Genomic DNA, 25,494 nt, shown 5'->3' with positions numbered 1-25,494 from the left:
ATTAAGTAGTGTTTTTATAAAAGTAAATGTAATTAAAATTAAATTTAATATATAAGAGAAAAATAACATTAATAATAATTAATTGCTTCTAACGCTACTTTATACAATTTATATCTTTCTTTTTCTTTCCCTTATAGAAGTAATTATACAATAAATATTTATAAAAAAAAAGATTTTTCAAATAAATTTTTTAATCTTTTTCTGTATTTTTAGCTTCTTTTGATTCAGAAACCGGTTCTTCGCTTAATTGTTGTTCACTAACTTTTAATTCTGGTTTGGTCTGTTCTAGAATAAATGGCATAATTTCTTGATTTAATAAATTAACATTATTAATCATAAATTGCCCTGTTTGACTTGCTAATCAAAAACAACATTTCTTTTTACTACGGGTTCCTTCGGTATAATAAATTACTAATTGATTTGTTTTATCATTGCGTTCAACACGAGTAATTTTTCGAATTAAAATTCTCTCCCCTAAAAAAACAATTTCCTTTTCATCAATTCCAACAGCAATTAGTTGTAAAAATAAGAAAATATAAACTCCTACCCCAACTGTCAAGCCAAAAGCTAACACAATCATAATAATTAATGGTGCAGTTGTTGAAAAATCAATAACAAACTGTAATAAAATCCCTAGAATAACAACTGGTAAATTAATTCCTAACACTGTAAATAAAATAATTAAAATTTTTTTATTAATAAAACGTGCTTTAAATTCTCGTTTTGTAAAACTAATTAAATAACCAATAATTGATAAACTAACTGCAACAAATAAAAATGCTGCCATCGAGATTGCAATTATTGTTCCTTTTTTAGTATTTTCCATTTTTAGGCTTTCCTTTCTATCACAATGATTCTTATTTGCGAACTTGTGTCATTACTTCTGAAGCAAAATCAATTTTTTCTTTTTCAATTCCTTCGCCAACTTCATAACGAATCATATCAACAACATGAACATTATTTGCTTTTATAACATCACTAATTTTTTGATCAGGATTAACAACAAAAACTTGATTTAAAAATGATATTTCTGCTAATTGTTTATTTAAACGCCCTTCAACCATTTTTTCTAAAATATTATCTGGTTTTTCAGCATTTTTGGGATCATTTTTTGCTTCAGCCGTTAAAATTGCTTTTTCACTATTTAAAAAATCCGTTGAAATATCATCACCTGAAATAAATTGTGGGCGCATTGCTGAAACATGCATTGCTAATTGTTTTCCAATTGTTTCATCAATTTTACCACTAAAAGTTAAAACAGTTGCAATGCGATTATTAGAATGTAAATAAAATCCCATTGATTGATCTGCTTTTAAATGAATTATTTTAAAACGACGTAATGTAATCTTTTCACCAATTGTTGCAATAGCATGAACAATAACAGTTTCTAATGATTCACCATTAACTGATATTTTTAATGCATCTTCCACAGTTTTCGGTTCATTATTAATTAAAGTTTCTCCTACGGTTGCCATTAAATCTAAAAATTGCTTATTTTTTGCAACAAAATCGGTTTCTGAATTAACTTCGAAAATAACTGTTTTATCACCTTTAGTTACTAAACCAACTAATCCTTCAGAAGCAACTCGATCAGATTTTTTGGCCGCTTTGGTAATTCCTTTTTCACGCAACCATGTAATTGCTTCTTCAATCTTTCCATCAGTAGCTTCTAATGCTTTTTTACAATCTAGCATTCCGGCTCCTGTTCTATATCTTAATTCTTTTACTAATTGTACAGTAACTGCCATTCTAATTCTCCTTTCAAATTTAAGGGTGCTTGTATTGAAACTAACCATTTAATACAATTTAATTTTTATGTTATTTTTTTACTATTTTATTATCAACAATTGTTAAATGTTTACTTAATTTACTAACCATTTCAGCTTTTTTTTCTTTTGGTAAGGCAAATCCTTCACTAAGAATTTCTAATTCATCAACTTTTAATTTTAATAATGTTTTTTCTAAATCATTATCGACTACATTAATTGTATCGAAATTAAAACTTGGTGGTGGAATTGAAACTGGTTCTTCTTTAACTACAACAATTTCTTCTACAGAAGGTGCATCTTTTTGTCTTGAAGGTTGTACTTTATGTGCCGAATATGTTTTTTTTTCACGTTCATTTCTTCCACTCATTCTTCGATTATCATATTGCTCACCACGTAAATTACGATTGTCATAACCATTACGGCGTGTAAATTCACTTGGTTTAAATTGAGGTTCTGGCATTTTAATTCCCATTGCATCACCATATAAATCAACAATATGATGAGTAATAATTGCAATTGAGCGTGAAGTATCATCATTTGCTGGAATAATATAGTCAATTGGGTCAGGGTCAACATTTGTATCGCAAATAGCAATCACTGAAATTCGTAATTTGCGTGCTTCCCGAACTGCAATATGTTCCTCTTTTGGATCAACCACAAATAATGCTTGTGGTAATTCTTTCATTCCTTTAATTCCACCTAAGAATTTTTCTAATTTATCTTTTTCTTTTTTAATTAACATTTGTTCTTTTTTTGGTAATAATTTTAATTCCCCATTTTTTTCTTGTCGTTCAATATTTCATAATCTTTTAACACGTAAATGAATTGTTTTTAAGTTTGTTAATGTTCCACCTAATCAACGTTGATTAACATAAAAACATTCACAACGTTCCGCTGCATCCTTAACAATCCACTTGGCTTGTTTTTTTGTTCCAACAAATAAGATTTTTCCCTTACGTGCAGCAATACTTGCCATTAATTTTTTAATATCTTCTAATCTTCATAATGTTTGTTGTAGATCAATAATGTGAATCTTATTCTTTTCACCATAAATATGTGGTTTCATTTTTGGATTTCATCGTTTTGTTTGATGCCCAAATTGAGCACCAGCTTCTCATAACATTTCTCTTGTTAATTCTTTTGCCATATTTCTTTTTAATTCTCCTTTTCGTTAAAACATCCATTTATTTCTAACATTTACCACTATCTTATTAAAACAAATAGCACTGGGCAAATGAATCCATAAATGTGTATTGTATATCATTAATTTTATTGAATACAAGCAATAAAATTATAACATATTTTGTTTTAAACAAACAAATAAAAATGTTATTTATCAAAGATAAATAACATTTTTGGCTGTTCATTTGAATTCTGTTCATTTTTATATTATTGTGTTTTAATTAAAAATTGTTTGTTTTTCAAGGTTTCATAATTTTTAATAAATTAAAAATAAGTAAATCAAAAACAAATATTTTTAATTCAACATTTTTAATGTCCAATGGTTCGGATTAATTTCTTCCTTTGAAAAATTAATTAATGGTAAATTCGGATTAAGTTGTTGCAATGTTAAAATTTTAATTAAATCTAAATTTTCAATTTGATGAATCTCATCTCTTGAGCGAGTTAACATTTGCTGCAAATATAATACCAAAATAAATAAGGCAAATAAATCGACAATTAATGTTGTAATAGAATAAATTTGTTGGAATAATTGACGCAATTTAATATTTTCTTCCAATATTTTGGAATTGATAATTTTAAAGTAATTATTAATAATATTGAAAAGAATTAAAATAACAGCAAAACGAATAACATTGCTTTTTTCATCTTGACGGGTTAAAAGACCACATAATTGTAAACTAGCAATAAAAATCGTTATTACTAAAATAGTTAAAATAATAAATAATTCTTTATCATAACGAAGATTTACATCATTAAAATTATTAAGAATAACTGGTCCAATAATAACAAATGGTGAAGCATAAACAATATATAACAAAAGTGAAACTAAACGCCGACTATTGAAAATCATAGCTAAGGTAATCGTTAATTGTACATATGAATATCCTGTTAATAATATTCGATAATAAATTGGATCAATTGAATAATCTGGTACTAACACTAAATTTCAAATTAATTTACTAAAGAAAAAGGTACTAATTCCTCCAATAATTGAAACACAATTTAGTAAACTACGTGAAGCACTATTTTTTTTACTTTTATAATGTAAAAAAGTTCATGATGAAAGAATTGTAAATAAAAAAAATACAGCAAAAATAAACATTCATAAAAAAAACTTAAAGACACCATCACTGACATATCTATTTTCAAGAATTCATTGACGAATAAAAAGTTTGCTACAAAAGTCTTTAAATAAAATATAATCAATTGAATAATTCATTAATGTTTTCTCCCCCTTTTTGTAAATTTCTCCACTATCATTATACTCTACTTTTGCAGAAAAAAAGAAAAACAATTATTAAAAAGTTGAAAAAATGGCAAAGCCAACGCTATACTCTCGTTCATGACTAATTGAAACATGAACAAGTTCATTTTGTTCTAATGAAAGCCCTTCAGCATGAAGGTTATTATCATCTTTTAAACAAATTGTTACTTGGTTTAAAATTAACTTACTTTCTAATGCTTTAACTAAAGCTTCTTTTGCCGCTCATCGTCCTGCTAAAAATTGTCGTTGAGCATTTTTATCAAAAAAAGTTGCATATTGTTTTATTTCAGCTGGACTTAATACCTTTTGAATGAATGCTGTCGATAATTTAATTCGTTTATTTTGAATAATATCAATACCAACATTTTTAATCATAATTTTTTCCTCCGTTTGATAACAACTTACTAATATTTTAACAAAAAAGGTTGAAAAACGATATAATAATTTTATAAAAGAAAATAATGAGGGCCATCATATGAATAATATCAGTTTTAAGAAAGTTGATTCCACAATTATTAAAGCAATTATTACTACTTATCAAAATTATGCAATTCATAATACAGATTCCAATAAAACTAATGTTTTTAATAAAAATGGGATTATTATTACAATTTATAAAACAAATAGTGTTTTGTTTCAAGGCTATCAAGCTGAAAAAGAAGCAAAACGTTTTTTTCCAACCTTAATGAGTACTTTACCAAATAAAAATGTTTCTATTTCAATGACATATTTTCAAAAAGATGTGATTGGTAACGATGAAGTTGGTGTTGGCGATATTTTTGGCCCTCTAGTTGTTACTGCTTCTTATCTTCCGCTTGCAACTTTTAATGAATTAGCAAAGTTACCAATTAAGGATAGTAAAAAGATGACAAAACAGCATATTTTAAGTTTAGCCCCAATAATTAAAAAAATGGTCAAAAGTGTTACTATTATTATTAATAATGAACTTTATAACAAATGATATGCTAAATATCAAAACGCTCATATTATTAAAACCTTAGCGCATAATCAAGCTTTAGTCCAATTATTGGCAAAACATAAGTTGAATAATAAAACAATTTTTATTGACCAATTTGTTAACCAAACAAAATATTTTGAATATTTACAAAAAAGTAAAACAAGTACAATTATAAAAGATAACCTTGTTTTTATTACTAAAGGAGAAGAAAAATCATTAGCCATTGCTTGTAGCGCGATTTTAAGTCGTGCCGCCTTTCTAATTAAAATTAATGAACTTGCAACAAAATATCATTTATCGTTTCCCTTAGGGGCTAGTGAAGATGTTAAAGCGCTAGCACGTAAATATAAAAAACTGCTTCCAGCAATTACTTACACTCAATTTTTAAAAGAACATTTTAATTTAATAAAAAAATAATCCTTCTAGAAGGATTATTTTTTATCTTCATCAAAAGCAATTATTTCATTAGGAATTATTTTTGCTTTATATTTTAATGGTTGCTGATGTGTTACTAAATAAGAATCCAAATCTACTTTCGAATATTTATGATTATTTAAACATAATGTTGCAATTACAATATCAAACACAGGGCCAAGAATTCAAATTCAATTAAAACATACTAAAGCAATTGAACAAAAGCCAACCACAATTCGAGCTCAATAAAGATTTTTTAATCCTAAGATGGAAAAAACTAAGGTAATAATACTAAAAATGCTAATAATAATACTAAAAGCTAAAATAAGTTCTTTTTTATAAGGATAATTTAAGATTTTTGACCACATATCACGATAAACATAATATAAAACGGAAAAAATAATATTAAAAATAGCAACTACAATCGCTAGAATCATAGCAATTTTACCTTTTTGATCTAATTGGCGATATTGTTTAATATTTATCATAATTTTAATTTGATCAACTTTGGTAATATTATTTTTTTTAATTTGCTTACGAAAATAAAATAAGTTATTAATTCAGATATAAAAATATTGAAATGAAGTACATAAGGTAAAAATTAACACTGAGCCAACAGCTAATAAGGCAAAACCATTTGTTGCATAAAAATTTAAGAAAAAATAAGGAAATAGAGTATTGTCTGGTTGGCGGTCACTATGTCGAATATAACCACGAATTAAAATATAAATTAAATATAGGGTAGGATATAAACAAATTAATCAATAATTAGTTTTATGATGGATTTCAAATTTGTAAAATGTATCACCAGCGGTAACAATATAACTTAAAATCATTGCAATCGGAATAATGGTATGCAAAATAAATGTTGAAATTCATTCATAAACACTCATATTTGTTACTATATCACCTTGGACTGCTAATCCTAATCAAAATACTAGCATTGTCATTGTAATATAAACTGTTACCATTAAGCGAATAATAAAATCTGGTTTTGTATTTTTAAATTTTTTTTGAAATAAATAAAAAATAAAATAAACAAAAACTAGATAATTTGTTTGTGTTGTAAAATATGAATAATAATGGCTTAAACGATCTCAATAACTTGGTAACTGCTCATAAATGCCACTTTTTGTTTTTAACGCTAAAATAAAATCACAAACTAAAAAAGCAAAAATTAATATAATACCAATAATACGATAAATTAATAATTTCCGATCTGTAAAAAAATGCTTCATCTTAAAAACCTTTCTTTCTCTAATAATTTGATAATTTGAATTATGTAAAATGAAGTGCAACAAATTTTTATTAATTAAATAATATAATAAAATTTTAAAAAATCAACCATAAATTTAAAAAAATCAAAAATATTTTTAATTTTTATTTATATTTTAAATATATTTACACACTAAAAATAATTTATTAAGTTTTTTTATTAATAAATTTATTTAATATTCTGTAAAAATACTTCTTTTGCACTTATTCAATTTAAACACGGTCGGAGTTTTTCATTAATTACATCATTAACTACCCAATCTAATCGTTTCTGAGTAACATTACTAAAATCAGTTCCCTTAAAAAATCATTTTCTTAATTCACTATTCATATATTCAATTAAAAGTTTTTATTGTGGTTTACCAAAAAAATGAATAATATTTTTATTCAAGATAATTTAACAAATAAAGGTCATAATGTAATTATGAATGCTTTAAATTATGTTAAAAAAAATATTATTTAAAAAAGTATTCTATGGTAATTATGTTAAAAATATTGTCTTACCGTTAGAATTAATTAATAATAACCCTCGTAATAAAACGAGAATTAAAAATAATGGAAAAAAATGATAAAAAATTGTGGAATAGTCGTATTCGCTCGCAAAGAAATTGTATTCGTAAAACATATGAAAATTTTTGGAATTATAAAAATTTAAGTTTTCTTACTTTAACTTATGCAATTAATAAAACTAATGTAAAAAAATGTAAAAAAGACTTAAAGTTATTTTTTAATAATATTAATCGTTGATGAAACAATCCTATTCGTTCTAAAAATCATAAAGAAATTTTAAAATATATGTATACTTATGAGTATAAAAATCGCGGAGCAGTTCACTTTCATATAATATTAAACCAAAAAATACCTAATAGTGTAGTTCAACAATATTGAAAACACTGTTTTAATAAAAATATTAAAGTTCGTGCAGGTTCGAATGAAGATGTTGTTAAATATCTTGCTAAATATATTGTAAAAACTGCTAATAATGATAAGTCACAAAATCATTATTATTTTAACATTAAAGCATATCAATTTAGTAAAAATTGTAAGAACTTCAAAGCAAAAGTTGGTGTTATTGAATTATCAGAACAAGATTTAATTTATTCAGTTAAAAATAACTTGAATTATTTTGCTTTTGGTAATAAAAATGGTTATAAAATTGGTTTTAGTTGTAATAGTTATTATGGTTTAGAGAAGTTTAGAGAATATAAAAAATATGTTTCTACTGATAGAAAAATATTTAGAAATTTAGTTAAAAATACTAATTTTACTGTTAATAAAAATACCAATTTAAGGTGTTAAAATAAAAAAATGAGTAAAAAATCATTAAAAAAATGGTAATTGCCTTACCCAACAATTACCACAAATTAATTAAAACAAAAAAACAAGCTGGAAATGTATATTTTTCAATATATTTATTTTTTGTGTTGAAAATTTGACAATTTAATATTTTATTGTATTATTAAATTAACTTAAAAATTTGATTATGTTTGAGTTTCAAATCTTAAAAGGTTTCCTGATACGGAACTTATATATAATTAAATTTTTTTTTTATGTTTATTTATAAATTTATTCAAATAAAAAAAACTAATTTTGTATTATTAATTTTAATTAATCATTTTTTATATTTAAGTTTCAAGCCTGAAATATTTTAAGAAACTATATAGTTTTTTAAAAGAAAGGAGATGTCTGTATGAAAAATAAACACGGATATCTAACGCAATTAATATAGATTAAAGAAAATAGTCCTATTAAAAATGATAAAACTGGTACAACAGAATTATGAAATGGTTATACATTTATACCAATTATTAAATTACAAAATGGTACTGTTAAAGGTACAAAAGATTTATCAAAATCTAAATGATTTAAAGCAGATGATGAAATTTGTTTAAAATTAAAACCGTTTTTAATTGATGGAAATTTATTTTATGTTTCTATTAGATGAGATGGAAAAATTGATACTGTTGTTCCTTATGAAGAAAATTATAACGAGCAAGATTTGATTAATAAATATTCTAGTAATTCAGCAATATCAGAAAGCAATAATTAATATGAAACAACAGTTATGTATAGTTTGTATTAATGATATTGTTTGAGAAAATGGATCTCGTTATTGTTGAAATTGTGTTAATAAAAATATTGTTTTAATTAATAAATATTATTCTAGGTTAGATAATGGCAAAGAATAAAAATAAATTAAATATTAATTGAGGCTGAATTATTTTTATAGTTTCTTGTTTATTGTTAGTTATTTGGTTTATATTGTTTTTTTGTTTATCTTGGATTTTTTTAATGAAAAAGCAAACTAAGTTATATAAACAGAGATTAGAGTATTTAGTTAATGTTATACATCAATGTTTATATACTAAAATACCTTTGTTTATTTTAAAAAAGAATTAAAACAATTAATTAATAAACAAATTATTTATGACAGAAAAAGAGTTTTTAATTTTAAATGAAAAATTAAAAGATAAATTTTTAAAAATAGAAAGTTAAAGTGATTAATTTAGAATATGTATCAGCGGGTATTTTAATATTTATTAGTGTACCAATTTGTGCTTTTTTTATTGCTGGAATTATAAAAATTATTAAAGAAAAAGAAACAACAATAATTTTAAGACAAAGCAAAAAAATTAGAAAATTAAAAGTTGAATTGGAAAAAAGAAAGCAAAAGGAGGTTAAATAATATGATTACATTTTTATATATTATGGTTTTTATGACATTATTTTTGGCCTTAGAATTTTATATTGCTGATATTATTGTAGCATTTAAACATCGTAGAGAAATTAAAAATAATCGTGGAATTATTAAATCCCTTAAAGAACAAATAAGACAACAAAAAGTTATTAATAAAATTTAATTAGTAATATTTTATATTACTTTTTAACTTTTTAGAGGTTTAAAAATATTATTTTTATTAAAAAGGAATTACTATATGAATTTAATGACAATGGATAGCGAGACAGACAAAATTATTAAAGCGATTGAAGCCTGAGTTGGTGTTATTACAGATTGAGCGAAATAATTTACAACTTGATTTTTAGAATTTTTAGGTGATAATGCAATTTTAATTATTCCTATTGTTTTGATGTTTTTGGTTCTTGGAATTGAAACAATCAGAAAATTAATTCACGTATATTAATATTAATGATTTTAAACCTCTAAAAAGTTAAAAAGTAAATTTAATATTACAGAAATTATATTTGGTGTAGATATGCCACCGGCTTTGGCTTATATTTGTTTTACTTTGTTTTTAACTTTTATTATTGTTGTTATATTTTCAATATTTAGATTTATATTTAGGGGGTTTTGTTAATGACTTGAAATCAATTTTTAGATAAAGTTTATAAAGGTTTATATCGGTTTGTTTTTTTTTTTTTTTATTTCTGCTAATAAATTAGGTTTGATTGATAAAACAGTTGAATATTATGTCTGTATGGTAGTTATATGATTATTTATATTTTTTACTATATGTTTTGTTATTTATATGATTTTTAAAATATATAAGGTGGTGTTTTTAAGGTGCTAAATATTAGAAAATGAATTATAAATTGATATTTAATGAATTGATTTTTTACATTAATTATGATTGTTTTAAATTTCTTAATTATATTTAATTATTTTTATAGTTTTTGTTTATATATTTAGTATATAATATTCAAAATATGAAACTAAATATTATAATTATCCAGTTTTTAACAATGATATACTCAATGATTTTTTTCTCTTTGCACAATAAATACAACATTAATATCATATTGTCGCATAAAAATAAACTGGTAATAACACCACTATATTTTTTCATAGCACCATCTTTAATCTTATTAGCATAAATATATAAAGCCATTTCATCTAAAACAACTAAATTACTTTCACTATAAAGTATCGGATTTTTTAAATTATTATTATCAAACATATCAAATGTTCCTAATGCTATAATATACAGAGTTAGCAACCTCATTAATGTTGCCTTTAAGTTGTAAAACACCATCATTACAATTTAAAGGTATATTAAAATATTTTATTTGATTTTTTCCTAAGTTTAAATTTAATATTGGTATTTTTAAAGATAAAGATAATTATGATATTTGAAAATATGAAAGTGTTAAGCGTTCTACTAATGGTAAAAAAGTAAAATTAAAAAATGCTAGTGCTATTGGAATGCGTAATTTTAAAATTACACTATCTTTATTAGATGTAATGAATTATGATACAAAATATTTGCAATTTATTAGGGATATTAAAAATGATAGAGTTAAAGATAAATCATTGACTTATTGAGATTATGTTAATTTTGATAGTTTAGAAGACTTAGAAAAAGAAAAATATTACAATTACCTTATTTAGATGCTCCGTGATATAGAATGGATAAACATATTATTAATGCTCTTATTTAAGCGTTTAATAATTTCCCTGGTATTAAATAGGTTGGTAAATATATTAACGCTTTGGGAAATACTATCCATAATGTTAATTTTCTTTGAGAAAATATTAGTAATTTATTTGCCTTTGATATAACTTTTAAATTATTCCTTGGGCTATTATCTCATTAGCGATGTTTAATGGTGTTATGCGATATTTATAATAAATACAAGCAAAACAAAGACAGACACAAGCAGAGACAAACAGATAGGCAAACACCACGGACGAGGGACTTTATGTCCTCCCCGTGTGTTGTTTGCGGGGTACACATTGAACCACTAATATAACAATAGTTTTTAAAGAAAAATATAAACTTTTTCATTATTTAAAATACCCAACTATCTTAAAAACCATTCACAAGAAAAACCAAGTTAAGAACAAAATAACAATTCAAATACCAACCATTAAAGTTAAATATTCATTTTGTGTTAAATTTCACATTGTAATACTTTCAATATTCGTTTTATCTATAAACAAAAATATATGAATAAAAAACTATTTTAATTTAATTCAATCATTTTGCATATTTAAAAAATCCACATTTTTTGAATAAGTTTAAAAAACATTCCAAAAAACAAAACAATAAATAACACAAACGATATAACATATAAAAACTCAGGGGCATTTGAACCAATAATATAACTAACAAATTGAACTCAATAATCATATAAACTCATTTAATTTAAACTTTCTAAATCATTAATTAATTCTTGTACTTTTTCAACACTTCAATTTATTAAATTATTATTGTTATTATTTATTTTTACTTTTTTAGGTTCACTTAAAAATAACGCTTCTTTCATTTTAGTAAAGTAATTTTGTTTATATTGATTATATAAATTGATTAATTCTGTTCCAGCTAAATATTTTCAAATATTTCGCTTTAAATTTTCATCATATTTTATACAATAGAATAATAATTATCATAAATCAAGCCGATTGCTACTTGATTACAATTTTTTTCACTCGGATAAATAAACTTATTACTCAATCAAAAACCAATATAGCGATTATGATTGGATAAATTAATAAAACTTGCTTTTTCTGTTGTAAAGGGTATAAATTCCTTACTAATTCAACATCAAATTCTAACTTAATTTCAAAAATATATTTTATATACATAATAATTACAAAAATAATACCCATAAAAGCAAATACAGACATAATAATTACAAATACAAAGTGTAGAAAATCTTTATCATTTCAACTCAATATTGAAAAATAAATAAACTTAAACAAACAGAAAGCAACAATATTAAATATTTGTTTAATAAACAATTTTATAAATAATGCTAATATATTATTTATTTAATGTTTAATAAACACTATTAATAAACATTGTTAAATATATAAAATAATAAAAATTGTCACACTGAAAATAACTATTAAGAACTTTAATAGTAAATATAATAAGTTCATTTTTCTATTTAATAAATTCATTTTTTACATCAAATCACATATAAAAACTAATGTGCCACAGTTAAAATATATGATAAATAATAAATACTAAAATCCTTTAACCATAACACGGAAAAAGTTTAATACTTTAATAATCAAAAAAATTGCAAACGGAATTAAAATAATTCACGCATCGCCTAAGAAAACCATTATCTCAGGTAAAATATTTGTTATACCTTCTTTAACTTTTCATAATGCACTAGTTAAACCAGTTCAAATACCAGTCATCCCCTCAGTCATAGTTTTAGGTGTATTTGCTAAAAAATTAACTGCTGTTGTTAAATACATACCTAACATTATTTTTTATCCTCCTTTCTATCAATTTCTTTTTTTCTTTTTTCTTTCCTTGAATTTGTTTAATTTTTTGATAAATTGATAAACCAATTCAAGCAAAAATCCCTAATATAATAACAACACTAAATATTGTCGTTAATCAAGTTGGCATATTACATCTCCTTTCTAAAAATATCGCGGCACGCTTCGCGTGTTCGCTACACTAAAAATAAACTATATTGAATAAATTACAACTAATAAATTACGCGGATAATTTATTCATTTTCTTTTACATTATTAATTACTATCTCATTTACAGTACTAATAACAATATCTTTTCCATATTTAATTACTAAGGACCGTAAAATAAAATAATGTTTTCTTTCCATTAAAAAATCAACTACTTTCTGAGTTGATTTGTTGCACTTCGATTACAGTATGCAATTTATAAAAATAAGTTAATAAAGGATTTTGATTTTATTTGATAATTTATAGTTTTATTTGTAAATCTAATTATTTTTTCTCTTGTCATTCGACTATAACATTAATAACTGGTAAGTAGCGATAATGCACTTGTGCTTGGTCAAACATCCGCTTTGCTGCTTGATTATCATCGTTGCCTTCGTATTTGTCATCATCATAAATAACTTCTTTAATTCCAGCTTGAATAATGATTTTTGTACATTCTGAACAAGGAAATAAGGTTGTATAAATTCGACAATTTTCTAAATTTGTTCGTGCACTTAAAATGGCATTTAATTCAGCATGAGCAACATAAGGATATTTTGTTTCTAAATATTTCCCTTCTCGTGCTCATGGAAAATCATCATCATTTAAACCACGGGGTAAACCGTTATAACCTGTCGCAATAATTTGCCCAATTTGGTTAACAACACAACTCCCAACTTGTGTATGTGGATCTTTGCTTCGCATTGCACAAACATGCGCAACACTTAAGAAGAAATCATCTCATGATAAATAATCATTACGTTTTTTTCCTGTTACTGTAGTCATAAATTAAAGATTCCTCCTTTAAAATTAGAAAAGGGATCACTAAAAATAGACTGACTTTGTAACAAAAAGATTGGTCAATTTTCTTTTGGATAAAAATAATAATTATTTAACATTTCCTCAATTGCACTCTTTTCCATCAAACCTGCACGTCAATAACTTAATAATGCCTCAATAACAGAACAATTATAGGGTGGAACATAACGTATTCATAATAATGCAATTGTACTAACCACAATCATTATTACAATAATAAAAACTGGATATAATATTGTTCAATTAATACGATGTGAACGGTTAAATTCTAAACCATAACCAAGCGAACTACCAACAAAAAAACCAACACAATTAATTAAATAAAATGAATAACCTAAAAAGATTGGCATTATTAGCAACCACATCATAATAATTAAAGTTCGTTGGTTGGCAATTAACGCCCCTAAATCTTCTTTACCATAGTTATAACTAAACAAACTTCCCCATAAAATTGCTAATAAAATAGTTGATCCGCCAAAAATTCAATTTGGTAATACGGCTGCTAAAAATACTCCGGCTAAGGGGATCCCAACTACTAAAATGATTGATAATTGTCAACGCCCTAACAAAGCTTCTGCATAACGAGCAACACTAAAAATCATAAATAAATTTAAAACTACTAACAATGGGTTACTGGAAAATAAAACATATGTTCATAATCGTCATCATTGATTATTTCAAATTAATAAATCACGAGTAACGCCACCATAAACTAATTGCGTTGTTTTTTCACTTAAATCTTGAGTATTAAAAATTTGCGCACCAAAAAAGATTCCAACAATTGGAATAATTAATAATAAAGCAATTAAAACTCATGTAACACCAAGGTTATTGACACTTAATTTATCATTTAGTTGCTTTAAATTTTTTGTTAATTTACTATTAGGGTCTTTAATCCCATCTAAAATTTCCTCAGTTGTCATACTCGCCATTGAAGTATCATTTTCATTATTTTCTTGCAACATTGTAATGTTCGGATAATAAGTACTTAAACGGTGAAGATAATTATTTTTGTCAACAAATAATGTTACATCGCCACTATCATCTTTATAAATCTGCGAACAATTTTCAATTAAAATAATTGATAAAATAGTAAGTTTTGCGCGTTGAAATTTTTTATTTAAAAAAGTCTTTAACGTTTGCACAACCTCATCATTAATGATGAAATCATTAAATTCACCACTAAAATTATCAATAATTTTAATAATTTGAAATTCTTTACTATCAACTTTATATAAATAAACATTATTATTATTGTGTGGTTTACTTTTATAAACATTGTATTTTTCTTGTTTTAAAAAATAATCAACTAGAGATAATTTATCTTTATCAAAAATCATTGTTTTCTATCCTTTCGCGTGTAATATTGCTAATCTTTGTTCAAACTCTTGTGGTAAAGCTGCTGTAATGGTCAGAGTTTCTTTAGTAACTGGATGAATAAATATTAATTGATACGCATGCAGATATTGTCCAAAACTTTCTTTTTTATCAGCAGCTGTGCTATATAACGGATCACCAACAATAGGATGATTAATGTATTTTAGATGGACTCGAATTTGATGAGTTCGCCCGCTTTCTAATTCACACTCTATATAAGTATAATCATTAAAGCGTTCAATTACAATAATATTAGTTACTGCTTTTTTAGAATTTTTTACTGTAACTGTCATTTTCTTGCGATTATTAGGGGCACGGCCAATTGGCGCATCAATTTTAGCGCGATTTTCAATAATTTGACCATGAACAAGCGCTAAATAGCGGCGTTGTAATTGCTTTGTTTGAATTTGTTGTTGTAGTTGATGATGAACAACATCATTTTTAGCAATAATTAAAGTTCCTGTCGTTTGGCGATCAATGCGATGGACAATTCCCGGGCGTTGCTCACCACTGGCAGTTGATCATTGCACTCTTCGTGCTAATAAAGCATTAACTAAAGTATCATTCTGGTGTCCTGGTGCTGGATGAACAACTAAATTATTTGGTTTATCAATCACCATTAAATAACTATCTTCATACAAAATTGTTAATGGGATTGGCATTGGTATTAATTCACTTGCTTTAGGATTTGGAAATTCAATGCGAACATGGTCTCCAATTTGACTAACATAATTTGCCGACACAACTTGTCCATTAACTTGAACTTTCTCTTGTTTAATTAATGCTTGGATTTTAGTTCGCGAAAAAGGAGTGGTATTTGTTTTAAAATAATTAGTTAAAATTTTATCAATTCGAGCTGATAAATAAACAGTAAAGTTTATCTTAATCATTTGGTTCAAAATGCTCTTCGCGTTTGCTTCGTGCTCGCTCACGATAAAACTGAATAATTTCAATAATAATAGCAAAAATTAAGACAATAACACCAAAGGTTACTCAAGTATCAGCTAAATTAAACACACTATAAGGGGGAAATAAAATTCATGCTAGAAAATCAACAACCCCACCATGGTTTCACATACGGTCAATTAAATTACCAAACCCACCAGTTGTAATCATCATTAAACCAACAGCAGCAGTTTTATTATTAATATATAAAAAAATATTAAATGCAAACAAAGTAATAAAAACTGCACCAATAATAACAAGTGGAAGATTATCGGCATTTGTTCCAAAAGCAATTCCTTTATTAACCATAAATTTAAAATTAATAAATCCATCCAAAAATTTAACTTCGGGAGCTGCTTGGTCATGGGACAATAAATGAAAAGCTAATTGCTTCGTAATAATATCTAATATTAATAACAAAATAAAAATTGGTAGACAAACTTGAAGTTTATATTTTCAAATATAATCTCTATTTTTAAAATGGTCTTTAAAATCATATCAAAATTGTTTTATTTGTTCTTTCATTTTCTTTTGACTCCTTTTTCGTTTTATATATTATCGCACATTTTTTACCGATAAAACATTAAAACAGCGATCACAAATTTCATTATTTTGGACATTTAAATGATTATAAATCATTCAACAACGTTGACATTTTAAACCAGCTTTTTCTTGAACTTTTAAAAAACTAGTTTCATATTCTGTTAAGTTATGATGGTCAGTAGTAAAAATAATTTCACTAACAATAAAAATTTGATATAAATCCTTAATTGCTGCTAAACTTGCATAGGCTGGTTTTAAAGCAATCGTTACTTGACATTCTAATGATTTTTTAATTTCTTTTTGTTCACGACAACGTTCTAATTCTTTATTAACATCATCTCGTAATTTCAGGACTTGGTCTCATTTTGCAATTAATTTATCATTAATAGCCATTATTAAAACAAAATTTTCTTCTAAATGAACCGAGCTTTGTTGGTCTGGATATGTAATAAAGCGATGACTTTCTTCAACTGTATGCGGAATAATTGGTTTTAAAACATCAACTAAAATCCGATATAAATAATATAATGTTGTTTGTACAGCACGACGACGTGGTGATTTCATTTCCTCAATATATAAAATATCTTTTGTAAAATCTAAATAAAATTTTGATAAAATTATGGTAACAAAATTATTAATTAAAGTATAAACATTATTAAAATTAAATTCTTCATAACTTTTATTTACTTTTTGTTGAAATTCCTGTGCTAAATGTAACACATAATAATCAACCTCTCCTAATTTTGATTGTAAATCAGTTGCTGGATTAAAATCATTTAAATTTGCTAATAAAAACCGTAATGTATTACGAATTTTTCGATAAGCTTCCACAATTTGTTTTAAAATTTCTGACCCAATTTTAACATCATCACGATAATCAACCGAAGCTACTCACATTCGTAAAATATCAGCACCATACTGGTCAGTAATTGCTAATGGTGAGATAACATTTCCCAATGATTTACTCATTTTACGGCCTTTTTCATCATTAGCAAAACCATGTGATAAAACAACTTGGTAAGGAGCATGACCTGTCGCCACAACCGAAGTAATTAATGATGAATTAAATCATCCTCGAAATTGATCAATTCCTTCCAAATAAACATTAACGGGATGGGGTAAATGATATTCTTTTGTTACTGCTAAATTACTAACACCACTATCAAATCAAACATCCATAATATCTTGTTCTTTTCGTCAATTGCGATTTTGATAAGCTGGTGGCAACAATTGATCAACATTTCATTCAAATCAAATGTCAGTTGTTTTTGCTTTGGCAAATAAATTAATTACATGCTCAATTAATTCTGTTGTAAATTGTGGTTGATTATTTTCATCGTAAAAGGCAATAATTGGTACACCCCATAATCTTTGACGAGAAATACATCAATCCTGACGATTTTCAATCATTGTTTCCATTTTTTTTGCTGCTCATTGTGGATTTCATTGTACTTGTCTAATTTGTTTTAATAATTTTGATTTAATTTTTTCAATTGAAACAAATCATTGTGCTGTTGCACGATAAATAACTGGTTTTTTTGTTCGTCAATCAATTGGATAACGATGTTTTGTAAATTTTAATTTTAATAAAGCGCTATTTTGTTCTAATCGTTGACCAATCATTTTATTTGCATCTTCATAATAAACACCAACTAAACTATCATCTCCTACTTCTGGAGTATATTTTCCAGTATCATCTAATGGTGCAAAGATTGGAACATTGTTCGTACGTGCAATCAAATAATCATCTTCACCAAATCCCGATGCGATATGGACAATTCCTGTCCCAGCTTCAACAGTAACATGGTGGCCAAGAACAACAGAACTATCGCGCTCATATAAAGGATGTTTTGTAATAATTCCAACTAATTTAGCACCAACTACTTCTTGTAGAATTTTAACTTTTTTCCAATTTAATAATGTTTGTAACTCGTCAAATAAAGCCTTAGCAAATAAGTATTTTTCACCTTCAACAAGAACTTCAACATAAACAACATCTTTTCCAACCGCTAACAATTGATTAACTGGAATTGTTCATGGTGTTGTTGTTCAAATTAAAAATTTTGTTCCTGGTTTAATCACCTTATTTCCTGTTGTTACTGTAAAAGTTACATAAATTGATGGTGATGTTAAATCAGCATATTCAATTTCTGCCTCCGCTAAAGCTGATTCACTTGAGGGTGATCAATAAATTGGCTTTAATTGCCGATAAACTAATTTTTTTTGAACCATTGTTTGAAATAATCGTAATTGTTCTAATTCATATGGTAAATCTAATGTTAGATATTTTTGCTGAAAATCACTAAACAAACCTAACCGACTAAATTGCGTAATTTGTTTTTCAATTTGGTCTAAAGCATATTGACGACAAATTTGGCGAAAGGCAACTGGTGGAGTTGTTTTCCAATCGACCCCGCTTTTAACAACAGCAGTTTCAATTGGAAAACCATGCGTATCTCACCCACAAATTCATGGACTATAAAATCCTTTTTGATTATAATAACGAACAATAAAATCTTTTAAAATTTTGTTTAACGCATGACCAACATGTAAATCTCCATTTGCATAAGGAGGACCATCATGTAAAATAAAGGGTTGGTTGTTAGCATTATGTTGATAGCGCCCTGAAACAATATTTGTTTTAAGTCACTCTAACTGAATTTGCGGTTCTTTTCCTGCCAAGTTAGCTTTCATCTCAAATAAGGTATTGGGAGTTAATAATGTATCTTTATAATTCATCAGTCTTTTTTCCTTTCTGTCATAAAAAAAGTAAGACTATAAGAGCGCAAATGCACGGTACCATCTTACTTTATAAAAATTGTAATAATATTTACCTTTTTTCTTTATTTTAAATTGTAAAAAGAAAAGATAATTATTTGTCTTTTATGATTAGCTAACATCATCCTAATCTTGCTGTAATAAAACGAGCAAATAACCGTGGTTTGTTTTCTTATAAATAAATATTACACTATTTATTTAATTTTGTTAATAATTTCTTTTTTAATCAATTCTGTAATTCGTTCACCATCATTAATGGAAAAGGCATAAATGCGCTTATTTCGTTCTAAAAAACCATCAATTACTTTTAACACATTCTGGGGATTATGCCGATTATGATCAATGTCATCAAGTAATACTGCAATTTCTTCTTTAAAAGAATAAGAAAAATCAACTGCTTTCATAATAATCCGTCCTGCATTATGACTTGCAACTTCAAATGCTTCGCGTGATTTTTCAATATTATACTGTGAAATATGTTCTAAATGTTGTAATTCTTGTAAACGCAACATTAATTGGCGATTATCGTATGTTAATTTTTCTATAATTTCATTTTGTTCATAAATAATTGTCCGTAAATCTTTCTCTTGTTCTGCCATATTTTCCCCTACTTTATGCAAACTTTGCAATTCTAATTCGATAATGTTAATTTTTTGATGGTAAAATTGCAATAATTTTAAAACAACCATACCTTTTTATTAATATTATAATATCACAAGCAACTTAAAAAGTCTTATTATTTACCACTGAAAAATTAACATAAACATAATTTTGTTCAACATATTTTTGTGCTTGTTGGCGTGAAACATTGCAAAGGGAACTTACCACAGCATCTAAGCATAAACTTTTTACTGTTTTTGTAAAAACAGTAAATTGATATTCAATAACAACAGGGGGCAGGGTTAATAGTCAAAGTTAATAAGTTATTTTGAATAATTAATGGATCATTAATAAACACTGGCATAATTTTCTTTAAAACACTTAAATATAATTCATTTGCTGTGATATATAAATCACCAATCACTCGCATTTCTAATTGTAATTGGTTTAAAATAAAACCAAGCACCTGATGATGTTTAAAAAATATGTGGGGTTGGTTGTTTCACATGTAAAATAACCGTATTATCGTGCTTAGCATTAAAACTAACTGTTGCTCGAAAACCATTTGTTAATGGTTTATAAATAAAATAATTAGTAATGTTTTCTTGTGCCAAGATTGCTTGCAAAATTGTAATTTAACGTAAATCAAGAAAATTTGTGTTAACAACTTGCCCACGATGGGCTTGTTCACATCATCCTTTAATTTTATTAATTAATTCATAATCTTGCTGATAATGTTACAATAATTGTGTCTTTAATAAAAACTAATAGCAGTATCCGTTCTCCTTTTGGTAACTTCTCTAAATGAACAATTAATTATCATTTTTTCAATAATAAATCAGCCATTTTGGGAGCATCATTATAACTATCAGCAATAAAACCAGTTATTATATACACTTGTGTTACTACTAACTTCAGAAGAAGGCTGTACTTCGCTTTGACACTCAAAATTTACTTTTTGAAATGGTGTTTCTGGGCAAAAACAGGTTTTGTTAGTAGTTGATCTAATGGTTGATCACTATAGACAATTGGTGCGGTTGGGATATCATTAAAATCAATTCGTGGTTGAGATTCGTAAATACTTCGTTGTTTTTTCTTAAAAATGCTCATTATTATCAACTACGACGAACAAATGGTGGTAAATCATCATCATCATCATCATCATGTTCAACGACTTGATTATTATTAACATGTTCTCGTCACGCATTAATCCGACGATTTGCATTCGCTGTTTCACGTTCAGCATTTTCAGATAAATTAGTGAAATAACTTGGCCGTTTACGAGCAACATCTTTATCATTGTCATCACTAACCTCAGCATACCGTGTTGGGCGTGGTGCTGATGCTTCGTATTCTTCCATTGAAGCACGATAATCATTATCTGGATTAGTAAAATTTTGTTCTTCATCGAACCCAGTTGCGATGACAGTTACAATCATTTCATCATCTAAATGCTCATTAACTGCTGTTCCAAAAATAATATTAACTTCACCACCAATTGCTTGTTTAACAATATCAACAGCATCATTAGCATCATTTAAGGTTAAGGTATTACCACCAGTAACATTAATAATAGCATCACGAGCACCGCGAATTGATGCTTCTAATAAGGGAGAAATAATTGCTTTATTAGCAGCTTCAATTGCTTTATCTTTACCTGAACCAATCCCAATTCCAAATAAAGCATTCCCTTTATTTTTCATCACGGTCTTAATATCTGCAAAGTCTAAATTAATTAAGGATGGTACTGCAATTAAATCAGTAATGGTTTGAACTCCTTGGCGTAAAATATTATCTGCTTCTTTGAATGAATCTTTTAATGGGACACCACCAATTACTTCTAATAATCGATCATTTGAAATAATAATTAATGAATCAACATGTTTACGTAGTTCTTCAATTCCTTGAATAGCATAACTATTGCGCGCACGTCCTTCAAATGAAAATGGCGTTGTAATAATTCCAACGGTTAAAGCACCCTGTTCTCTGGCAAGTTTGGCAATAATAGGAGCAGCCCCAGTTCCGGTTCCACCACCCATTCCAGCGGCGACAAAAACCATATCTGCCCCTTTTAAAGCGTCTTTAATTTCCTCTGCTGATTCAATTGCTGCTTGACGACCAACATCAGGATTAGCACCTGCTCCTAGTCCTTTTGATGTTTCTTTACCTAATACAATTTTATTTTTTGATTTTGAAACACTAATAATCTGGGCATCAGTATTAGCAACAATAAATTCAACCCCTTGTACGCCTGCTTCAATCATCCGATTGACAGCATTATTGCCAGCACCACCAATACCAATAACTTTTATTGACGCGACTTGTTCATAATTATCAAAATTGTCCATAACCTTAATTCCTCCATTTTTTATATATTATACTATTTATTTAATATTTTGGTAGTATTTTTGTTGATATTGCTGGGAACCGTTTAAATGCTGGTTACTTAGCGGCATAACCCCTTGTACCGGATTATCATTGCCACCTGGTTGATGATGCTCACCATATTTGTCATTTCGTGGTCTTTTTTTATCACCATTATTATTTAAATAACGAATATAACGATGATCAACCGATTGAATATTTGTTGCACTAACTTTATTTGCTAAATGTTGATAATAAATATTTCCCAATAAGCCAGTACATCATGTTTCTTTTGCTCCTAATGTTGAAGCAATATAAACGGTAATATTTTTATCTTTATTTAACGCCAACAAATTTTCTTTAAACCCACTAATTAGTAAAATTTCACCAACAACAACCACTGGATAGTTATAACGCCCTAAGCTATTAGCTAACTTTTCACTCAATGTTTCCATTTCTTCTGTTAAAACATGATTAACAATTCGTTTTAAATCATAATGGGTAAAATTTAATTGTGCTTGTTGCTGTTGATCATATTTGCTATAAATAATTAAATTATCTTTACTATTATTATTTAAATTAATAATTTTATATAAATATTTTAGTGCTTGCTTATTATCACAACTTAAGACATTACGTAATAGCATAATTATTTTTTTAATCCCACCCGGAATAATAATTTGTTCGCATAAAGTTTCACGAACAAAAACATAAGCGATAATATTATCATAATCTCAATTAATAATTGTAATTCCATTTTGCAAATCAACTTGTGATGAAATATTTCACGCAAGACTAAACCCTTCTGGAAGGATACCCATAACTTCAATTTTGGCATATTTAAGTGTCGCAAAAATACTTTGAATAATATGTTTTTTTGTTACATAAACAATTGCCTTAATACTTACTTTATGCGCCGCCTGCCCTATTGGTGGCGCTGATAATGCTTTTTGTTCATTAATAATGTAACGATATGGTCTAATAAAAAAAGCAGTTTCATCATCTAATAAAGGAACTTCTTTTGCTAATGTAATTAATGAATCAATATCATTCTTTGTAATTAGACGATCATGTATTAAATTTAGCATTTTGGTCGAAGTTTTAATTGTCATATTATTTGTTGGAATACTAATTGCCACCCGTTCAATTACAATTCCTAATTGTCGATTTGCATCTTTAATTAAATTAACTAATTCTTTAGCCACATTTTTTTCATCAATAATGATGCCATTATCACAAAAGTGATATTCAAAATGCTTTTTATAAAGCACTTTAATTTGTGATTCAGTATAAACACCAACCATAAAACTAAAACTATAATTTTTAATTTCTAACACAGCATATACTTCTTTTAACTTATAATCCACTTCATTCACCTCCTTTTCAAATTTTAGAATATTATTTTACCCGTTCTAATATTCTTAATTTAGCACTTCTACTTCGATGGTTGTTTGTTTGTTCAGTTACCGAAGATACAATTACTTTCTTAGTAATAATGTGATAATCACTTTCAAAATATGATATTGCTGGTAGCTGTTGATTTATTTCATAATTAGGATCTTTTGTTAAACTTTGAAAATATTTTTTAACAATACGATCTTCTAATGAATGAAACGAAATTACAACTAACCGACCATGCACTGCTAATAAAGTTGTTGCTTGTCGTAATGATTCTTGTAAAACAAATAACTCTTGATTTACTTCAATTCGTAATGCTTGAAAAACTCGTTTTGCTGGATGTTTTGCCTTTTTTAAAATCTTTTGTGGCAAACTTTTTTTAATAATTTCAACAAGATGGAAAGTAGTAACAATTTCTTGTTCATTACGAGCAATAACAATGGTTTTTGCAATTACTTTTGCAAATGGTTCTTCACCATAATCTTGAAAAAGTTTTACTAAAGCTTCTTGCGAATAAGTATTAACAACGGTTTTTGCTGTTAATCCTTGATGTTGATTCATCCGCATGTCCAATGGACTATCATAGCGATAACTAAAACCACGTTTATCATCATCTAATTGTGGTGATGATACTCCGAGGTCATATAAAATTCCATTAACTGCTTTAACATTTCGTAGTTGTAATTCAGCAGCTAAATTAACAAAATTATTTTTAATAATTTCATAATTACGATATTTACTCTTCTGCAAAATTTCTTCAGAAACAACAATTGCTGCTTCATCTTGTTCAAAGCAATATAACTTTCCATTTGGAAGATGCTTTAAAATTTCAAGACTATGTCCCGCTCGCCCTAAGGTACAATCAACATAAATTCCATTGTTTTGAACATTTAAACCGGAAATTGCTTCTTGTAATAAGACTGTCTGATGTTTAAATTCCATACGTTAAATTTTTTCCTCAAAATTTTTTGCCGCTTCTTCAATTCCTGGTGCTTGTTCAATATATACTTCTCAAACTTTCAAATCTCATAATTCTAAATGATCATTGTTTCCAATAATAACAACATCTTTTGTAATATTTGCTTTATTTTGTAAAATGGACGAAATTTTAATTCGTCCAGCATTATCGAAAGTAGTTTCATCAGACATTGACATAATTTTTCGTGTCAAAGCCCTTCCTTCGGCTGTGGCTTGTCCAGTTGAAGCAACTTTTTCTGTTCACTTTAACCATTCAGCTTCATTGCGAACATCAACACAACCATCAAAACCAAGAGAAATAAAGACTTTATCATCTTTAAACTGTTCTCTCATTTTAGAAGGAATTGTTAATCGTCCTTTATCATCTAATGTATGATTGTAAGTTCCTAATAATGCCATTTTGTCCCATTATTCCCCACTTTCATACATATTATATTATACTATT

General features: G+C 26.4%; 30 protein-coding genes and 2 pseudogenes. 6 read left to right on the top strand and 26 right to left on the bottom strand.

All coding sequences use genetic code 4. From position 1 onward, the window contains the following. Nucleotides 1-190: 190 nt before the first annotated feature. The 5 genes from SKUN_RS03155 to SKUN_RS03135 all read right to left on the bottom strand — a co-directional run bounded on the left by SKUN_RS03155 (nt 191) and on the right by SKUN_RS03135 (nt 4,593). On the bottom strand, nt 191-826 hold the full coding sequence (locus SKUN_RS03155; protein ID WP_053390818.1) for a hypothetical protein: 636 nt from the start codon (nt 824-826) through the stop codon (nt 191-193). A gap of 31 nt (nt 827-857) precedes the next feature. Continuing rightward, nucleotides 858-1,748 (bottom strand): translation elongation factor Ts, encoded by an 891-nt coding sequence (tsf, locus tag SKUN_RS03150; protein WP_053390817.1) that lies wholly within the window; start codon nt 1,746-1,748, stop codon nt 858-860. A 70-nt stretch (nt 1,749-1,818) separates the two neighbouring features. After that, nucleotides 1,819-2,916: a 30S ribosomal protein S2 gene (gene rpsB, locus SKUN_RS03145; protein ID WP_053390816.1), complete on the bottom strand. Its 1,098-nt coding sequence runs from the start codon at nt 2,914-2,916 to the stop codon at nt 1,819-1,821. A gap of 330 nt (nt 2,917-3,246) precedes the next feature. After that, nucleotides 3,247-4,173, bottom strand: coding sequence for a hypothetical protein (locus tag SKUN_RS03140; protein WP_053390815.1), 927 nt, complete (start codon nt 4,171-4,173; stop codon nt 3,247-3,249). A 78-nt stretch (nt 4,174-4,251) separates the two neighbouring features. Then, on the bottom strand, nt 4,252-4,593 hold the full coding sequence (locus SKUN_RS03135; RefSeq protein ID WP_053390814.1) for a holo-ACP synthase: 342 nt from the start codon (nt 4,591-4,593) through the stop codon (nt 4,252-4,254). A gap of 100 nt (nt 4,594-4,693) precedes the next feature. Between SKUN_RS03135 and rnhC the strand changes: the two genes are divergently transcribed. Beyond that, complete coding sequence (gene rnhC / locus SKUN_RS03130) at nt 4,694-5,593, top strand: ribonuclease HIII (RefSeq protein WP_053390813.1); 900 nt, start codon at nt 4,694-4,696, stop codon at nt 5,591-5,593. Nucleotides 5,594-5,607: 14 nt separating this feature from the next. On the opposite strand, the gene SKUN_RS03125 is transcribed toward rnhC, so the two are convergent. Beyond that, the gene (locus tag SKUN_RS03125; RefSeq protein ID WP_053390812.1) at nt 5,608-6,828 is read right to left on the bottom strand and encodes a Pr6Pr family membrane protein; all 1,221 of its coding nucleotides are present in this window, start codon (nt 6,826-6,828) and stop codon (nt 5,608-5,610) included. Nucleotides 6,829-7,034: 206 nt separating this feature from the next. Then, nucleotides 7,035-7,214 (bottom strand): annotated as a pseudogene (locus tag SKUN_RS08790) (IS30 family transposase); the annotation flags it as partial. A gap of 206 nt (nt 7,215-7,420) precedes the next feature. Here SKUN_RS08790 and SKUN_RS03120 point away from each other — a divergent pair. The 4 genes from SKUN_RS03120 (at nt 7,421) to SKUN_RS09165 (ending at nt 9,726) form a co-directional block, all read left to right on the top strand. Next, a complete protein-coding gene (locus SKUN_RS03120; protein ID WP_235511334.1) occupies nt 7,421-8,164 on the top strand; it encodes a rolling circle replication-associated protein in 744 nt (247 codons plus the stop codon). 674 nt (nt 8,165-8,838) lie between these two features. Next, nucleotides 8,839-9,054: a hypothetical protein gene (locus SKUN_RS08785; protein WP_144416751.1), complete on the top strand. Its 216-nt coding sequence runs from the start codon at nt 8,839-8,841 to the stop codon at nt 9,052-9,054. A gap of 308 nt (nt 9,055-9,362) precedes the next feature. Next, the gene (locus SKUN_RS03115; protein WP_053390811.1) at nt 9,363-9,551 is read left to right on the top strand and encodes a hypothetical protein; all 189 of its coding nucleotides are present in this window, start codon (nt 9,363-9,365) and stop codon (nt 9,549-9,551) included. Nucleotide 9,552: 1 nt separating this feature from the next. Beyond that, nucleotides 9,553-9,726 (top strand): hypothetical protein, encoded by a 174-nt coding sequence (locus SKUN_RS09165; protein ID WP_158500751.1) that lies wholly within the window; start codon nt 9,553-9,555, stop codon nt 9,724-9,726. Nucleotides 9,727-10,479: 753 nt separating this feature from the next. Here the strand turns inward: SKUN_RS09165 and SKUN_RS03110 are convergent. Continuing rightward, nucleotides 10,480-10,827, bottom strand: a complete 348-nt coding sequence (locus SKUN_RS03110) for a hypothetical protein (RefSeq protein WP_053390810.1) — start codon at nt 10,825-10,827, stop codon at nt 10,480-10,482. Between the two features lie 2 nt (nt 10,828-10,829). Between SKUN_RS03110 and SKUN_RS03105 the strand changes: the two genes are divergently transcribed. After that, nucleotides 10,830-11,213, top strand: coding sequence for a hypothetical protein (locus tag SKUN_RS03105; RefSeq protein ID WP_053390809.1), 384 nt, complete (start codon nt 10,830-10,832; stop codon nt 11,211-11,213). Nucleotides 11,214-11,609: 396 nt separating this feature from the next. Here the strand turns inward: SKUN_RS03105 and SKUN_RS10515 are convergent, their stop codons facing one another. The 18 genes and pseudogenes from SKUN_RS10515 to mraZ all read right to left on the bottom strand — a co-directional run bounded on the left by SKUN_RS10515 (nt 11,610) and on the right by mraZ (nt 25,448). Next, nucleotides 11,610-11,777, bottom strand: a complete 168-nt coding sequence (locus SKUN_RS10515) for a DUF2649 family protein (RefSeq protein WP_327196285.1) — start codon at nt 11,775-11,777, stop codon at nt 11,610-11,612. Nucleotides 11,778-11,965: 188 nt separating this feature from the next. Continuing rightward, nucleotides 11,966-12,348 (bottom strand): annotated as a pseudogene (locus tag SKUN_RS03100) (DUF3627 domain-containing protein). Further along, complete coding sequence (locus SKUN_RS10510) at nt 12,231-12,527, bottom strand: hypothetical protein (protein WP_235511332.1); 297 nt, start codon at nt 12,525-12,527, stop codon at nt 12,231-12,233. The pseudogene SKUN_RS03100 and the gene SKUN_RS10510 overlap by 118 nt, the downstream one beginning before the upstream one ends. Before the next feature lie 267 nt (nt 12,528-12,794). After that, nucleotides 12,795-13,043, bottom strand: coding sequence for a hypothetical protein (locus SKUN_RS03095; RefSeq protein WP_053390632.1), 249 nt, complete (start codon nt 13,041-13,043; stop codon nt 12,795-12,797). Next, nucleotides 13,012-13,191, bottom strand: coding sequence for a hypothetical protein (locus tag SKUN_RS03090; RefSeq protein ID WP_053390808.1), 180 nt, complete (start codon nt 13,189-13,191; stop codon nt 13,012-13,014). The genes SKUN_RS03095 and SKUN_RS03090 overlap by 32 nt, the downstream gene beginning before the upstream one ends. Nucleotides 13,192-13,532: 341 nt before the next feature. Then, a complete protein-coding gene (locus tag SKUN_RS03085; RefSeq protein ID WP_053390807.1) occupies nt 13,533-14,033 on the bottom strand; it encodes a deoxycytidylate deaminase in 501 nt (166 codons plus the stop codon). Beyond that, nucleotides 14,021-15,406, bottom strand: coding sequence for a rhomboid family intramembrane serine protease (locus tag SKUN_RS03080; RefSeq protein ID WP_053390806.1), 1,386 nt, complete (start codon nt 15,404-15,406; stop codon nt 14,021-14,023). Before SKUN_RS03080 ends, SKUN_RS03085 begins: the two co-directional genes overlap by 13 nt. A 6-nt stretch (nt 15,407-15,412) precedes the next feature. Beyond that, entirely contained in the window at nt 15,413-16,333 is a 921-nt protein-coding gene (locus tag SKUN_RS03075) for an RluA family pseudouridine synthase (protein ID WP_053390805.1), read from the bottom strand. Beyond that, the gene (gene lspA, locus SKUN_RS03070; protein ID WP_053390804.1) at nt 16,326-16,913 is read right to left on the bottom strand and encodes a signal peptidase II; all 588 of its coding nucleotides are present in this window, start codon (nt 16,911-16,913) and stop codon (nt 16,326-16,328) included. Before lspA ends, SKUN_RS03075 begins: the two co-directional genes overlap by 8 nt. A 30-nt stretch (nt 16,914-16,943) precedes the next feature. Next, nucleotides 16,944-19,670 (bottom strand): isoleucine--tRNA ligase, encoded by a 2,727-nt coding sequence (gene ileS, locus SKUN_RS03065; protein WP_053390803.1) that lies wholly within the window; start codon nt 19,668-19,670, stop codon nt 16,944-16,946. A 233-nt stretch (nt 19,671-19,903) separates the two neighbouring features. Then, nucleotides 19,904-20,308, bottom strand: coding sequence for a hypothetical protein (locus SKUN_RS03060; RefSeq protein WP_053391573.1), 405 nt, complete (start codon nt 20,306-20,308; stop codon nt 19,904-19,906). A gap of 124 nt (nt 20,309-20,432) precedes the next feature. Then, the gene (locus SKUN_RS10505; protein ID WP_235511331.1) at nt 20,433-20,537 is read right to left on the bottom strand and encodes a S4 domain-containing protein; all 105 of its coding nucleotides are present in this window, start codon (nt 20,535-20,537) and stop codon (nt 20,433-20,435) included. 248 nt (nt 20,538-20,785) lie between these two features. Then, nucleotides 20,786-20,935: a hypothetical protein gene (locus tag SKUN_RS10500; RefSeq protein ID WP_235511330.1), complete on the bottom strand. Its 150-nt coding sequence runs from the start codon at nt 20,933-20,935 to the stop codon at nt 20,786-20,788. A 325-nt stretch (nt 20,936-21,260) separates the two neighbouring features. Beyond that, entirely contained in the window at nt 21,261-21,419 is a 159-nt protein-coding gene (locus SKUN_RS10495; RefSeq protein ID WP_235511329.1) for a hypothetical protein, read from the bottom strand. Nucleotides 21,420-21,421: 2 nt separating this feature from the next. Beyond that, on the bottom strand, nt 21,422-22,657 hold the full coding sequence (gene ftsZ / locus SKUN_RS03050; RefSeq protein WP_053390802.1) for a cell division protein FtsZ: 1,236 nt from the start codon (nt 22,655-22,657) through the stop codon (nt 21,422-21,424). 36 nt (nt 22,658-22,693) lie between these two features. Then, nucleotides 22,694-24,040 carry a cell division protein FtsA gene (locus tag SKUN_RS03045; protein ID WP_053390801.1) on the bottom strand — a complete coding sequence of 449 codons (1,347 nt, stop codon included), beginning with the start codon at nt 24,038-24,040 and terminating at the stop codon, nt 22,694-22,696. 31 nt (nt 24,041-24,071) lie between these two features. Further along, nucleotides 24,072-25,013, bottom strand: coding sequence for a 16S rRNA (cytosine(1402)-N(4))-methyltransferase RsmH (rsmH, locus tag SKUN_RS03040; RefSeq protein WP_053390800.1), 942 nt, complete (start codon nt 25,011-25,013; stop codon nt 24,072-24,074). 3 nt (nt 25,014-25,016) lie between these two features. Continuing rightward, complete coding sequence (mraZ, locus tag SKUN_RS03035; RefSeq protein ID WP_053390799.1) at nt 25,017-25,448, bottom strand: division/cell wall cluster transcriptional repressor MraZ; 432 nt, start codon at nt 25,446-25,448, stop codon at nt 25,017-25,019. Between the last annotated feature and the right edge of the window lie 46 nt (nt 25,449-25,494).

The organism is Spiroplasma kunkelii CR2-3x, assembly GCF_001274875.1.
In the GTDB taxonomy this organism is placed as follows: Bacteria; Bacillota_I; Bacilli_A; order Mycoplasmatales; family Mycoplasmataceae; genus Spiroplasma; species Spiroplasma kunkelii.
Note: the sequence above shows the minus strand (reverse complement) of the source record. Positions and strands in the feature narration are given on the sequence as shown.